Raw genomic sequence first — 14354 nt, 5'->3', positions numbered from 1 at the left:
GATGGAATAAAAAATACATGGGGTGGATGATACCACCCTCAATGGTGATACGCCTTTAGTGAATGCTTGCTTAGATGTATTAGTTCAGACAAATTGCATATGAGCATTTTGTGAAAGAGCCACCTTTTTATTCATCTCATCGGCAAAAGGTTTTGCTGCTTGACTCGATTCGTGATAATGAGTCATCATTTGTGTCGCCTTCATTGACCAATGACCTTGCTGTTTGTCGCCTGATATATCCTGTGGTAAAAAATGGGCGAGTTTGATAAAAATTTTATCGGATTGCTCGGCAAGATAATCAAGTCGTTGTATTTGTGAAGTGATCCATTCTTGTACTAATGCTGGTTCTTCGATAAATTTTAGATGTGTTTCAGGTGTTAATAAGTGAAAAGCCAATCTATCTATGTTGCCTTCTTCAACATTTGTGACTCTAAAATCCTTTGCTGTGACTGTCTTTGGATTTAATACTTCATCTTGATTTCTTTGAGTATATCTGACTTTTTTCAACTCTGTTTGAACTTTTTGTTCATGTTCTTGCTGAGAAAGATCCTTTGAGTCTCTTGTGACAAAATTTGCTCGATCAATGACAGGAAATTTTTTGATATTTTCCATTTCAGTTTCAACATCACCAAGGGAAAACGTACTATTCATTAGCTCGTTATTTGTGTTGTCGACTAACTTGATGTTCAGGTTGATAGGTGTCGTTTTATAATTAAAATTTTTTTTCTTTGCTAGTTCAGGATCATAATCACATGTGACTTGTATATTATCGCGGTATTTTGGCTTGAGTGAGTCATTGAGCGTTGTTAATGCGTCAATTTTTTCTAATAATTGTTCACTGGTTAACGGTTTACCACTATCATGAGTTAATGTATACAGGGACTCAAAAGCTTTATCGATATGGGTGATTTCTAACCAGTCTGTGATTTTAGCAAATATGCTTCTTGCGGCTTTTGCCTCATCTAACGTTGTAGCCTGATTTATTTTACTTAAGCAGTTCTCATCAATATTGGCATTAAAAACATTCCAATCATGTGTTTTAATTGTAAGGGCGTTTGTCATATTGAATAACCTTTATTGAAAGAGTGACTGTATTCTTGCTCTTGGTTATTTTGATTGCTATCAAAAAAAAACGTTTTTATCACTTTTTTGCAACCATGTTTAAAAAGTACTCATTTCATTGGGTGCATTGATTAATTTTTTAGTCTATTTGAATTTATAAAGGGCTACGACTAAAGTCGAGTGTGTTTTTTGGAAGTTTGTCATTAATTTGATAGCCAAATATCGGTCGTTTTTGCAACAATTTCTCACGAGAAGACAAGCGTGTTGGATTTTTAAATGACTGTAAAAGGCTAAATGAACAGGTTAATGCATGATAGATTTCAGAGATAAATGGCTTAAAGGGCTTAAAATGAGTGGAACTGATCAATTTTTCACTTTTGATGAAAAAGGCATTTGTCAGTTAGCGGTTAACGATGACATGCTGATCACGCTATTTAAGCCTGAAGCCGGTTATCAAATCACCATATTTGGCCAGTTTCATGTCGGGGAAGTGTCACCGTCTATGCAGCAAAATATGCTGATCGCCAATAGAAATAACGCGATTAATGCAGCGCCTATCGTTTCGCTTTCTGAAAATGCCGATGCTGTAGAGGTACATTTAGTACTCAATCAGCAAGAATTGAAACTTAAACCCAGTATCAGTCTTAAAAAAGTGATCGATGGACTGAAATATTGGCAAGAGCAAATTCGGAATGAAGTAGGAACGCCTCAGCGTTTACAGCCCAATAAAGTCAATAACAAGCCCCAATCCACATCGAATCATATCCATTTTATTTAAGAGAGAAGAGTATTATGTCCAGTATTATACCTGATGTGAGTATTAATACTTCCACATCAATGGTTAACTTCATTGCTGAAGAACAACAAAAATTAGCTGAAACCCTGATCCAGGGGATTTTAGAAGGTATTCCTGATAGTGAATACATTCGTGAGGTTAAACAAGCTGCGATAGCTGAAAATATCCAAAATGAAAATATACAAAAGAGTCAACAGTTTTCATCAGAGATCATGAGTTTATCGTCAACAAGCTATGATTTTTTTACCAGCAAAAGTAATACTGATGGCCATTTAGTCGGTTCAAAATCAACGTATGCTACTGACAGTAAGTCATCTCTAAAGCAAGAAAGTGATGAGTTGCGTGCAAAAATGCAAAACTTAGAAATCGCAAGAGGCCAACGTGATGAGATGGCAAGCGGTCAAGGTAAAGATCGCGTGTGATGACTCAGGTTATATTTGCCACTTCAATGACATTTTAGCCATTTGAAGGCTTGATGTGATACTTTAGTGATTTGAACCTTTGATGTACTTAATGGATACGATGACTTGGCTCTATTGGCTAGTTGAGTTTGTGTGCTTAATATTGGCGCATTAATGATATTGAGCCATTTGAAAGCTTGATGGATGCGATGACTTGGATCTATTGGCTATGAGTCGTTTGATGTACTTGATGGAAACGTTGAATTGAATCTATTTGAAGTGGTGTGTTTAATATTAACCTTAGTGATAGGTATGAGTATTATCATCTCGACATTAAGGACAGGTATTTCACCTATGCCCAGCAGTGCTAAGGTGCGTCGAGTCATGCTAGAGCAGCTTAGTGTCGATGACAATACACACGCTATTGCTGATTTAGGCTCAGGTTGGGGCCATGTGAGTATTGCACTGGCTAAAGCTTATCCCAATATTCAGGTGACAGGATTTGAGCTTTCTTTTTTTCCTTGGCTAGTGTCTGTGATATGGGCAAAAATCGCTAGGTTAAATAATATTACTTTTAAACGAAAAGATTTTTTAACGGTTGATTTGTTACCGTTTCAGATTTATTGCTGTTATTTATTTCCAAAGGGGATGCAGCATCTTGCAAATAAGCTCAAGCAGCAAACATTAATCCAGTCAACACAGGTTTCACATCGCCGTCAATTAATCAGTAATACCTTTGCTTTGCCGAATTATCAAGCCACCCGTACGATGACCATGACAGATTTGTTTCGCACTAAGATCTATACCTATGATTTATACCTTTGCTTTGCCGAATTATCAAGCCACTCGTATTATGACCATGACAGATTTGTTTCGCACTAAGATCTATACCTATGATTTATAGTGATAAGGCTGCATGATGCAGTGAGCCTATATCAAGGTATTTAAGGCTGCTCAAACACTTTCAAAACCACTTGTGCCACTTGCTCTAATTCTTCTTTAGTTGCGCCATTAGTGACTTGAATGGCCATGCCTTGTAAGACTGTGACTAAATATTTAGCCAGCACACAAGGATTGGCATCTTTTGCTAAGTCCCCTTCTTGGTGCGCACGCACGAATCGTTGATATAATTTTTGTTCGTTTTCACGACGCCTTTGAATGAGGGCTTCTTTAACACTTGCTCCAGATTCACTACAGGAAAGCGCACTCTGTACGATAATACAGCCTTGGGGATGCTCTGCGTTTGTTAAACTCATCGCTGCGCCTTTGAGCATGAATAAAGCGACATCATAAGCGGTTTTTTGCTCTAATGCGGGTAAAAAATAACCGCAAGGACGTTGCTCATAAAGCTCAATGGCTTTGAGAAAGAGTTGCTCCTTATTACCAAAGGCAGAGTATAAGCTGGGTTTGTTAATGCCCATTGCTTGGGTTAAATCTGCAAGAGATGCTCCTTCATAGCCTTTACGCCAAAAAACATCCAAAGCTTTTTCTAACGCTTGCTCTAGATCAAAGGCGCGAGGACGACCTATTGGCTGACCATTGCACATGGGTGACATATTGTTTTCCTCTTTCACTAGTGTGTCTGCACTGACGTTTTTAAAAGATGCGCTATTGCATACTATTTTGACGCTTTGTCTATTCGCTTTTGGCCATTCTGGCTACATTATCACATAAATAACATATTTTCATACCAGGCAGTACAAAAAATGTTGACAGAGATTAAAAAGTCTTTATATTTACCGATCGGTACATAAACATATTATTCACTCTTGAATAATCTCAGTTCAGGATGAGCAAATAAATTAGGGGCATTGTCATGGGTAAACAATACACTATGAGACTTTTTATTTTAAGCAGCATCACGGCCTTAGTGTTAACAGCTTGTGGCGGTTCAGAGGTAAAAACACCTACAGCTTTGGCAATGCCCGCACCGACAGTGGATGTGGCAAATGTGGTGTCCCAGCGTATAACGGAATGGGATCAATTTACGGGCCGTTTACAAGCGCCGCAGACAGTCGATCTGATGCCAAGAGTGTCAGGTTATATTCAAAAGGTGAATTTTAAAGAAGGGGCATTGGTTAATGAAGGTGCGTTATTATTTCAAATTGATGCTGCGCCTTTTAAGGCCGAAGTGTCACGCTTAAAGGCGCAATTAAAGAGTGCCAATGCCGCTAAAAAATTAGCGGATAGCGAATATGCCAGAGCTGAAAAGTTATATCGTAAAAAAGCGGTATCTGAAGAAACCTTAGAAGCACGTTTGGCCACTAAGCATCAAGCCGCAGCCAGTGTGAATGCTCAAAAAGCGGCGCTCACTCGTGCTCAGTTAGATCTCGCTTATACGCAAATTAAAGCGCCTATTACTGGTCGAGTGTCTTATGCACAAGTGACTGCGGGTAATTATGTCACAGCGGGACAAACTGAGCTGACTCGACTCGTATCCACTGAAAAAATGTATGCATATTTTGATGTGGATGAGCAAAGTTATCTTGGCTATACACAGTTAATCAACAAAACAAGACTAAAGGGTCAGCAAGCGCAAGGTAGCCAAGTGTATATGGCGCTGGCAAATGATAAAGACTATCGTCATTTAGGCCATATTGATTTTGTGGATAATGCCATCAACCCTAAAACAGGCACCATACGTCTTCGTGCGACTTTTAATAATGATGACCAAAGCTTATTACCCGGTTTATTTGCACGCATTAAGCTTATGAGCAGTGATGCTTATCAAGGCATTTTAATTAATGAGAAAGCCATTGGCACAGATTTAAATAATAAATTTGTATTAGTGGTGAACAATGAACAAAAGCTGGAATATCGCCCTGTGGTCTTAGGTGAAAAACTCAATGGTCTGCGTATTGTTAGCAGCGGCTTGACGGCCGATGACAAGATAGTAGTGAATGGACTGCAACGGGTGAGACCGAGCATGCAAGTCACAGCAAATCAAGTCGATATGGCAACTAAGGCACAGCTCACCCAATTGCAGCGTGAGCAACAACTTTTTGATGCAAATAACGACGATTCCTTAACAGTGAATACTGGCACACAACAAAATCGCGGATAAAAGGAGCGGTTGTATGTTTTCGCAATTTTTTATTAAAAGGCCGATCTTTGCGGCCGTGATCTCCATGATTTTTGTGATCACAGGCTTGATTGCCGTTTGGCAATTACCCATTACAGAATACCCTGAGGTCGTTCCGCCAACGGTTGTAGTGACAGCCAATTACCCCGGTGCTAACCCTAAAGTCATCGCCGATACAGTAGCATCACCTTTAGAGCAAGAAATTAATGGTGTAGAAGACATGTTATACATGTCCTCTCAAGCCACCTCTGACGGTCTCATGACGCTGACTATCACTTTTGCTATTGGCACCGATGTGGATAAAGCACAAGCACAAGTGCAAAGTCGTGTGGATAGGGCGAAACCCAGATTGCCACAAGAAGTGCAGCGTTTGGGGATCATTACAGAGAAATCTTCACCGGATTTAACTATGGTGGTGCATTTAACCTCGCCTGATGATCGTTATGACATGCTGTATTTGTCAAATTATGCTGCGCTTAATGTAAAAGATGAGCTAGCCCGTATTGAAGGTGTGGGTGCGGTGCGTTTATTTGGCGCGGGAGAATACAGTTTACGTATTTGGCTCGATCCTAATAAAGTTTCAGCATTGGGCATGTCTCCAACACAAATTATTGCTGCCGTTCGAGAGCAAAATCAGCAAGCGGCGGCAGGGAGTTTAGGCTCTCAGCCCAGTGGTGATGCAGATTTTCAATTATTGATCAACGTAAAAGGCCGCTTAACTACAGTTGAAGAATTTGAAAATATTATTATTAAAGTAGGTCAGCAAGGCGAAGTCACGCGTTTAAAAGATGTCGCAAGAGTCGAGCTGGGCGCCTCAAGTTATTCATTACGTTCATTGCTTGATAATAAAGATGCGGTGGCAATTCCCATTTTCCAAGCGTCAGGTTCTAATGCGATTCAAATCTCAAATGATGTGCGAAGCACCATGGCGCAGCTGTCTGAACATTTCCCTGAAGGATTAAGCTACTCGATTGTTTACGACCCAACGGTTTTTGTTCGAGATTCAATTAAGGCTGTCGTCAAAACCTTATTAGAAGCCGTATTGTTAGTTGTGCTTGTGGTTGTGTTGTTTTTACAAACTTGGCGCGCTTCTATCATTCCCTTAGTGGCGGTGCCTGTCTCTCTCATTGGTACTTTTACTTTCATGTACCTTATGGGATTTTCTCTTAATGCATTGTCATTATTTGGCCTAGTTCTCGCCATTGGTATTGTTGTAGATGATGCCATTGTGGTGGTGGAAAACGTCGAGCGTAATATTGCTGAAGGATTAGCCCCCATTGCTGCGACACAAAAAGCCATGAAGGAAGTGACAGGTCCCATTGTGGCAACCACTTTAGTGTTAGCGGCTGTGTTTATTCCTACCGCATTTATGTCAGGACTGACAGGGCAGTTTTATAAGCAGTTTGCATTAACCATTACCATTTCGACATTTATTTCAGCGATTAACTCGTTAACTTTAAGTCCAGCCTTATCAGCTTTACTCTTAAAGGGCCGTCATGAGAAAAAAGATGTATTAACACGGGGCATGGACAAAGTGTTTGGCACTTGGTTATTTACCCCTTTTAATCGCTTTTTCAATCGTGCGTCTAATGGGTATGTTTGGTTGGTGAAGAAAGTTATTCGCTTAGGCGTGATTTTTGGAGTGCTGTATATTGCTCTGGTGGGCGTTGCTGGATTACAGTTTCATTCGACACCGACAGGTTATGTGCCAGGACAAGACAAGCAATATTTGATTGCCTTTGCACAGCTGCCCGATGCCGCATCCCTTGACAGAACGGAAGCTGTGATTAAAGAAATGTCACGTATTGCCATGTCGCACCCTGGTGTCGATCATTCTGTTGCGTTTCCAGGGCTGAGTATTAATGGTTTCACTAATAGCCCTAATAGCGGCATTGTGTTTACGCCATTAAAAGACTTTGCCGATCGTACCGATCCCAGTCTGTCGGCCAATGCCATTGCCGCGGATTTAAATCGTCAGTTTGCGGGTATTCAAGATGCCTTCATTGCCATATTCCCCCCTCCACCTGTACAAGGTCTAGGCACCATTGGTGGCTTTAGATTACAAATTGAAGATAGAGCAAATCTGGGCTATGAAGAACTGTATAAAGTGACCATGCAAGTGATGCAAAAAGCATGGGCTGCACCGGAATTGAAGGGGGTATTTTCAAGCTATCAAGTGAATGTTCCTCAGCTTGATTTGGATGTCGATCGCACCAAAGCGAAGCAGCAGGGGGTGTCACTCAATGAGGTTTTTCAAACCTTGCAGGCCTATATGGGCTCGACGTATGTCAATGACTTTAACCAATTTGGCCGAACCTATCAGGTCAATATTCAGGCCGATGAAGCCTTTAGGCAAAGCCCTGAGCAAATCAGTCAGTTAAAAGTGCCTAATAACCAAGGTGACATGGTGCCTCTTGGATCATTTGTGACTGTGAGTAATATTGCCGGCCCAGATCGTGTGATGCATTACAATGGCTTTACCACGGCTGAGTTAAATGGCGGGCCAGCACCGGGTTACAGTTCGGGAGAGGCGCAAGCGGCGATTGAGAAAATTCTGGCTGACACTTTGCCCAATGGCATGACATATGAATGGACTGAGTTAACGTACCAGCAAATTTTGGCTGGCAACACAGGTTTAATTGTCTTTCCCTTAGTGATCTTACTGGTCTTTATGGTACTTGCGGCGCAATATGAGAGTTTGTCTTTACCTTTAGCCATTATATTGATTATTCCCATGACCTTGCTATCGGCGATAAGCGGTGTGCTTATCTATGGTGGGGATAATAATATTTTCACCCAAATTGGCTTGATTGTACTGGTAGGGTTAGCGACTAAAAATGCGATTTTGATTGTTGAGTTTGCGAAGGAAAAGCAAGATGAAGGCGCATCACCTATGGAAGCGATTACTGAGGCGGCACGCTTACGATTGCGTCCTATTCTAATGACATCCATTGCCTTTATTATGGGCGTGGTGCCTATGGTATTGTCCACAGGAGCAGGTGCTGAAATGCGTCAAGCCATAGGGGTCGCAGTATTTGCTGGCATGATAGGTGTCACGGTATTTGGTTTATTACTCACGCCTCTATTTTACTTTTTTTTAACAAGAAGGGCGGAAAGGAGTGATTAACAAGTAACAATAATTGAAAAGAAATATTTTGTTCAATCAAGACATTTATTTACGTAACTTTATAAAAACGCGCCTTTTTAGGTGCGTTTTTTTAAATGATTTTTTAACCATAATAATGATGGATTATATAAATATATTAATTATATCTATGGTAAAGGCGATTGATTGTGGTTGAATATCGCACCTTCATTTGGTGAGTTACTGACTATTCTACTATGCTCAATTGACAGACGAGCACAGTAAAGGATCACATTATGTATGTACCGGATATCGATAAAGTAAAAGAGAAAATGACTGCATTATCTGCCGCTGGTGTATTGACTCAGTGGGAGCTACCTTATGAGAATTTATTAACTCGGTTGTCAGCCGCTATTTTTTTTGCCGAAGTGTCTGACGAGAGTCAATTGAAGGCTTTGTCTGCTGATTTCTCTGACTATGAACACTTTCTCGTGCAAATTAACCGCAAAAAAGAGGATGCAAATACGCTGTCAAGAATGAGCTATCGAATCACTTTTAGTCAAGAAGAGATTGATAAGTATCAAGAAGAGTGTGCTGCAGAAAATAGCGAATGAATAACAGGACGCACATTTATGCCTGTGAGCCCTGCTACAGAATCTAGTCATGGTAAAAGGTATTGGTTTCGATAAACTTTTGATTATGTTCTTGAATGTATCGTTTGAAACGTTCTAGTGAGTCAAAGTCTAAATGTGCGGTGCTCAGTTGCGTGTCTTTTTCAATACCTAATCCTTTGAGCTGTGTGGGATCGATACAGGCAGAGACTTCTAGAATGTAACGGCCATTTTTAAGCGTAAAAGTGGCTAAATGATTACTGAATAGTTGGCTAACATGGGCACACAACATCAGGCCATTGGCTCCGTCGAATTTTTCTTCCTCGGTGCAGTGCTCCCAAGACTTAATGTGTGTGGCCGTGAGCATGCAAGCAATGTCCACTAAGGTCACAGCGCAGCGTTCTGATTGCCATAAATCAATGACGTTGCGCCTAAAAACGCCTTGCCCTATTCTGTTATTCACCGCTTCTATTTTTTCATTCACTGTGTGCGGTGCTGCTAAGATATGGGTTAAATCGAAAGACAGATCATCTTCGAGTAAGTGTTCTTCTTTAAAGTCAGGATCCACTAAATCCATGAGGACATAGCGGTGATTGGCATAATGATGACTAATATCTTTAGGCTCTTTAAACCAAGTTAAATCTTTGAGTTTAAACTTGATATTAAACATTGATAATGCGGGAGTCTCAATTAATGAGGTGGGATCAATATTCAGTTCATTCAACTGAGCTTGCATGTCGTTTAACCAGCCTTCTTCTTTATAGGTATCCAGTGCTTTTTGGGCGTCTTCTTCTGTGATACATAAAGTTCTTTTGATATGACCGACGCACAGCTTGCGGTTATCTTTTAGCGTGTATAGCCATATATTCCATTTATTGCCTTGAAGCCGATTATTATGGATATCGATAGCGGGTAAAAAGGCATATTTGAAACCGTCAATGTGGTGACTTTGTTCACCTAACCATTCTTCAAAACTGTAACCTTGTTGATATTCCAAGCTTTCTTTATCTTGACTTTTTCCTTCTTTACCCGAAGGGAGTGCCCAATGATGGCTATTCCAGCAAATGCGTGTAATTTTATTATCCATATAAGCTTTTCCTTCTCGCTGTTTATGCTTCCCAGATTATGGGTATTGCTCTCCTCATATTGCTGCTTTTATGAGCTAAAGGCAAAGCCTAATTGATAATGGCTAAAGGTGCGAGTGAATTTTGATTTTTTTCAGTGAGCCTTGCTAGGCTTAATTAAGACAAATCAATGAAGGAAAAGTTGAAATGAAATATTCTATTACTATTATATTATTGTTTTTTAAATTATTTTTTATTCAGAGACTGTCGATCTTGCTGTGAATGGCGCATTTTTGCGGGGTTTGGCCCTTGAAAAGCACATGACTGAAAATCAGGCCGTGTTTGTCAAAGAGGCGAAAACACAATCCATTTACCGAATGTGGTCGATTAATGATGAGTATCCGGCCATGGAACGGGTCGCGATGGGGGGGACTTGGTTGGCACTTGAAATATGGAGCATACACTCAAAAAAATAATTGAATCAATGTTATCAAAACGTGATAACATTGATTATTGTTATCACTTTTTCAATACCTCTATGGGTGCAAGTACCAGGGGGATATATGCTAGGGTAATTGAGTGATAAGTTTATAATACGCTTATTTTGCGGCTGCTGTGTCACTCACAACAGCATTACACTGGTAGGCATGCAGTGACACTTCGCCTAACTGACGACTGCTTACTGATTGGCATTTCTCTGATGCAGAAGCGAATTGCTCAATATAGCTGTCAAAAGCGGCTTTATTATCGTCAGAACTAAAGGCGAACATTTGACCGGCTATGTCTTCTTTTTTCACTGGAACGGTATTTTTGTCAGCATCGCTAGCAGAAATCACATTGAAGGTTTCTTTTTTCGGATCGATGGCGACTTGTGCCGTGCCTAAATATGCTTGGTTGGCATTTTCAAATTGAATGTTAAGGTGTAAGCCAATACCATCATAGACATCCATAGGCAATTTGAAGCTGATCAAGGCTTTCGATAGCATGCTGAAAAGGTAAGTGGCATAGTTGTCACCAAAATACTCATGATAGGCCTTGTTACGTAAATAAGAGGCTTGCATGAAGTCATACACATTCACTTGTTGCTTAAAGCTACCATAGTAAAGGTATTGGTAATCGAAGTTGAATGAAGGTTTAGTTTTCAATGTGTGAGCATGAAAATGTGACTTAGTGCCATCGGTGGCTTCTGGGTTAATCACCACAGATTCAGGCATTAATTCAACCAATGCCTTACGGGCTTCGATGACAGCCTTGATATTGTCAGCCTCTTCCGTCGTTAATTCGACAGCGGTAAGTTGATTAACGGTTTTACCGTATTTATTGGTGACGGGGTTCACTTGGAATTTGCTAGCCTGTTCATTTTGGTAATCCACAACCGCAATGAATTCATCCTTGTGTGTTCTTAAGTGGTGTTGTGTTACCGCTTCCATTTGAGTCGGCGAGCATCCATTGCAAGTCAGTAGTGTAGTCTCTGTTGCTGCAGAAACGTTAACAGCACTGAACAATCCAGTGGCCAATAAAGAAAGTGTCAGTGGTTTAATCATTTGCATGGGTAGCCTTTCTAATAGTTAAGAAGTTTCATGACGTTAGTTACGTCACCTGAATATAGTAGTAATGAGTCATCCATTGGCGCAATGAGGCTTAAGTCGAAGATTTTTTAATAATCTGTAGCGCAAAAGTTAACTTTAGCGAATTTAATGATAATAATTATCATTACCCTTAAGCAATTAGCATTAGGTCGATTAACCTTAAGTCTGAATGGGTTAAGCCTGTGGCGGCCGAATCGAGAGCAGACAAGTGAGCGGAAAGAAGTGAGAGCAGATAAATGAGAGGGCGTGAGAGGAGACAAGTGAGAGAGGCAAGTCAATGCAGGGTGGCAGCAGTGCAAGCTGCTCAAGTTAAGGCTACCACTAGAGTGAAAGGGGGTTGTCATAGGGTGGGATTGGATTGAAGAGAAAGAGAAAAGGTTTGAAGTGGGGAGTCGAGGATTGTGGAGGGAAAGAGGGGAGCTGGAATTGAAGGAGAGGAAGGGTAGCGTTAAATGTAGGACTATATTCCCATTAATACTCTAAAAATGGGAATACAGTCCTACCAGTATATTAATACTTAGGTTGAATTTGTGTGATTAAGGGACTATATTCCTATTAATATCTTTAAAATGGGATTATAGTCCGTTTATAGGTGAATTCATGGCAAAGAGAGACTTACATAAAGTATTGTTCCCTAAACAACGCAAGGTATTGAGCACTTTTGGTGAAGATTTGCTGTTGGCGATGAAACGTCGTGGTTTTACCAAAAAAATGATCTGTGAACGTACAGGTTTTGATAATAAAACGATCAATAAGGTATTTGCGGGTGATCCTGGCGTCGCTATAGGCACTTACTTGAAAATAATGGCTGTATTGGGAATGGAAGATAATTTTTCCGAATTAGCCGCCCTCGATGAAGTCGGTATCAAATTGCAAAATATTAAACTCTTGGGTGGTGATAAATGAGTCGCAGTGTCGTTGAGGTTTATGCTTCTTGGGATCCCATTGAGATCCCTTTATTGCTTGGCAAATTAACTTACAGTGATTCTAGTCGTGGTGGAGTATTTAGCTTTGCGTATGACAATGCATTTTTAAAATCAGCATATCGCTTACAGATAGATCCACTACTTACCCTTCATAGTGGTGAATTGTACAATGACGCTGCCGATAAAAACTTTCGCGCCTTTTTGGACTCGTCACCCGATCGTTGGGGGCGAATTCTGATGCAGCGCCGAGCAGCTATTGAGCAGCGTAAGGGTTTACGAAGCAGTGGCCGCTTGAGTGAGTTGGACTATTTATTGGGCGTGCATGATTCATACCGAATGGGTGGGATCCGATTTAAGATAGCGGATTCGCAAGATTTTCTTGATAATAACGCCGAGTTTTCAGCCCCTCCTATGGCGTCATTAAGAGAGCTGGAATACGCTGCTATTCAAATTGAAAAAGATGAAAATATTGAGAGTGATGAGTACTATCGCTGGCTCAATATGCTTATTTCCCCCGGCTCCTCGTTGGGCGGAGCAAGGCCTAAAGCGTGTGTCACCGATGAGTATGACCAACTTTGGATAGCTAAATTCCCTAACCAAAACGATACTTTTGATGTCGGAATATGGGAAATGTTGTGTTACGAGTTGGCATTGGCTGCAGGGGTTGAGATGTTTTCAAGTGAAGTCCGAAAATTCTCATCGCAGCATCATACCTTCATTACTAAACGTTTCGATCGGATGGGCAGTAAACGACTTCATTTTTCATCGGCTATGACGCAACTGCAATACTATGATGGTGAGCATTCAGACGGTGCTAGTTATCTTGAAATCGCGGAGTTCTTGACTAACCAAGGTGCACAGACCAAGGTGGATTTAGCTCAACTATGGCGCCGGATCGTGTTTAATATTGCGATATCTAATACCGATGATCATCTCCGTAATCATGGTTTTTTATTGACGAGTCAAGGATGGCGGTTATCGCCAGCTTATGATTTGAACCCCATTGTCGGCAAGCAAGGGTTACATCTGAACATTACCGATACTGCCAATGCGTTAGATTATAGTTTGGCATTTGAGGTTATCGACTTTTTTCGTTTAACCCATGATGAGGCGACTCAGATTTATGATGAAGTGCTAAGTGCAGTGCAACATTGGCAGAAACTTGCGGATCGCTTGGGGATCAGCAGAGCGCAGCAATTAATGAAGCAAGCAGCCTTTAATGTGTAAGTAAAACGCTATTGTCGCTATTGTCGCTATTTTGGCAATCGTCATCAAACGGGTGTTTAGCTGCAATAGGGGCGTTGTCATTGTTTAGTGCTATTGGAGTGGGGGGAAAGCTTGAAGGAGAGGAGGAAATTGGGTTGAAGAGAAAAGGTTTGAGCTGGGGAGTCGAGGATTGTGGCCTAGATAGTAATATCTAGGCCTTTATTTTACAAAGGCCTCATCGAGCTGTTTATATAAATCTGTTTATATATCAACCTTGAAGAATGTCTGATTCGGTTTTAATGTTGTGTCTTTTTATCTTTTTGTCTTTTCATAGAGCAAGGCCGCTGGGTCTGTTGCATATGAGGGCGCGAATAGTGTGTGAATAGTGTGTCGCTTATTGAGGAGTGGGGGGAGTGTTTTATGAAGGGAGGCTGGGGGAAGTTTAGTGTGTAAATACTTAAAGATCCCCTCATATTTTTATTCTAAATAATCCCGAAGACATTGCGATAAATAAGATGGTTCTTCATATAAC

The 14354-nt window shown here is 40.7% G+C and carries 14 protein-coding genes; 10 read left to right on the top strand and 4 right to left on the bottom strand.

Annotated elements, in window-relative coordinates:
• Positions 1 to 84: 84 nt before the first annotated feature.
• Positions 85 to 1062, bottom strand: coding sequence for a hypothetical protein (locus tag Q0791_RS15450; protein WP_299008227.1), 978 nt, complete (start codon positions 1060 to 1062; stop codon positions 85 to 87).
• Positions 1063 to 1411: 349 nt separating this feature from the next.
• Between Q0791_RS15450 and Q0791_RS15445 the strand changes: the two genes are divergently transcribed.
• The 3 genes from Q0791_RS15445 to Q0791_RS15435 all read left to right on the top strand — a co-directional run bounded on the left by Q0791_RS15445 (position 1412) and on the right by Q0791_RS15435 (position 3141).
• Positions 1412 to 1840, top strand: coding sequence for a hypothetical protein (locus tag Q0791_RS15445; protein WP_299008225.1), 429 nt, complete (start codon positions 1412 to 1414; stop codon positions 1838 to 1840).
• 14 nt (positions 1841 to 1854) lie between these two features.
• The gene (locus Q0791_RS15440) at positions 1855 to 2280 is read left to right on the top strand and encodes a hypothetical protein (protein WP_299008221.1); all 426 of its coding nucleotides are present in this window, start codon (positions 1855 to 1857) and stop codon (positions 2278 to 2280) included.
• A gap of 243 nt (positions 2281 to 2523) precedes the next feature.
• The gene (locus tag Q0791_RS15435; RefSeq protein WP_299008218.1) at positions 2524 to 3141 is read left to right on the top strand and encodes a class I SAM-dependent methyltransferase; all 618 of its coding nucleotides are present in this window, start codon (positions 2524 to 2526) and stop codon (positions 3139 to 3141) included.
• Positions 3142 to 3203: 62 nt separating this feature from the next.
• Here Q0791_RS15435 and Q0791_RS15430 read toward each other — a convergent pair whose 3' ends face one another.
• Positions 3204 to 3815: a TetR/AcrR family transcriptional regulator gene (locus Q0791_RS15430; protein WP_299008215.1), complete on the bottom strand. Its 612-nt coding sequence runs from the start codon at positions 3813 to 3815 to the stop codon at positions 3204 to 3206.
• Between the two features lie 260 nt (positions 3816 to 4075).
• Here Q0791_RS15430 and Q0791_RS15425 point away from each other — a divergent pair, with 260 nt between their 5' ends.
• The 3 genes from Q0791_RS15425 to Q0791_RS15415 all read left to right on the top strand — a co-directional run bounded on the left by Q0791_RS15425 (position 4076) and on the right by Q0791_RS15415 (position 9040).
• Positions 4076 to 5323 carry an efflux RND transporter periplasmic adaptor subunit gene (locus Q0791_RS15425; protein WP_299008212.1) on the top strand — a complete coding sequence of 416 codons (1248 nt, stop codon included), beginning with the start codon at positions 4076 to 4078 and terminating at the stop codon, positions 5321 to 5323.
• Between the two features lie 13 nt (positions 5324 to 5336).
• Complete coding sequence (locus Q0791_RS15420; protein WP_299008209.1) at positions 5337 to 8468, top strand: efflux RND transporter permease subunit; 3132 nt, start codon at positions 5337 to 5339, stop codon at positions 8466 to 8468.
• 254 nt (positions 8469 to 8722) lie between these two features.
• A complete protein-coding gene (locus Q0791_RS15415) occupies positions 8723 to 9040 on the top strand; it encodes a hypothetical protein (RefSeq protein WP_299008206.1) in 318 nt (105 codons plus the stop codon).
• Between the two features lie 43 nt (positions 9041 to 9083).
• Here Q0791_RS15415 and Q0791_RS15410 read toward each other — a convergent pair whose 3' ends face one another.
• Positions 9084 to 10124 carry an HNH endonuclease signature motif containing protein gene (locus Q0791_RS15410; protein ID WP_299008205.1) on the bottom strand — a complete coding sequence of 347 codons (1041 nt, stop codon included), beginning with the start codon at positions 10122 to 10124 and terminating at the stop codon, positions 9084 to 9086.
• Between the two features lie 297 nt (positions 10125 to 10421).
• Between Q0791_RS15410 and Q0791_RS15405 the strand changes: the two genes are divergently transcribed.
• On the top strand, positions 10422 to 10577 hold the full coding sequence (locus Q0791_RS15405) for a hypothetical protein (protein WP_299008203.1): 156 nt from the start codon (positions 10422 to 10424) through the stop codon (positions 10575 to 10577).
• Positions 10578 to 10700: 123 nt separating this feature from the next.
• On the opposite strand, the gene Q0791_RS15400 is transcribed toward Q0791_RS15405, so the two are convergent.
• On the bottom strand, positions 10701 to 11651 hold the full coding sequence (locus Q0791_RS15400) for a hypothetical protein (protein WP_299008201.1): 951 nt from the start codon (positions 11649 to 11651) through the stop codon (positions 10701 to 10703).
• Between the two features lie 147 nt (positions 11652 to 11798).
• On the opposite strand from Q0791_RS15400, the gene Q0791_RS15395 reads away from it, so the two are divergent.
• From Q0791_RS15395 to Q0791_RS15385, 3 genes are all read left to right on the top strand, one after another.
• Positions 11799 to 11930, top strand: a complete 132-nt coding sequence (locus Q0791_RS15395; protein WP_299008198.1) for a hypothetical protein — start codon at positions 11799 to 11801, stop codon at positions 11928 to 11930.
• 360 nt (positions 11931 to 12290) lie between these two features.
• On the top strand, positions 12291 to 12596 hold the full coding sequence (locus tag Q0791_RS15390) for a transcriptional regulator (RefSeq protein WP_299008195.1): 306 nt from the start codon (positions 12291 to 12293) through the stop codon (positions 12594 to 12596).
• Positions 12593 to 13843 carry a type II toxin-antitoxin system HipA family toxin gene (locus Q0791_RS15385; protein WP_299008192.1) on the top strand — a complete coding sequence of 417 codons (1251 nt, stop codon included), beginning with the start codon at positions 12593 to 12595 and terminating at the stop codon, positions 13841 to 13843. The genes Q0791_RS15390 and Q0791_RS15385 overlap by 4 nt, the downstream gene beginning before the upstream one ends.
• Positions 13844 to 14354 lie beyond the last annotated feature (511 nt).

The organism is uncultured Shewanella sp. (assembly GCF_947495455.1).
Classification (GTDB): domain Bacteria; phylum Pseudomonadota; class Gammaproteobacteria; order Enterobacterales; family Shewanellaceae; genus Shewanella.
Note: the sequence above shows the minus strand (reverse complement) of the source record. Positions and strands in the feature narration are given on the sequence as shown.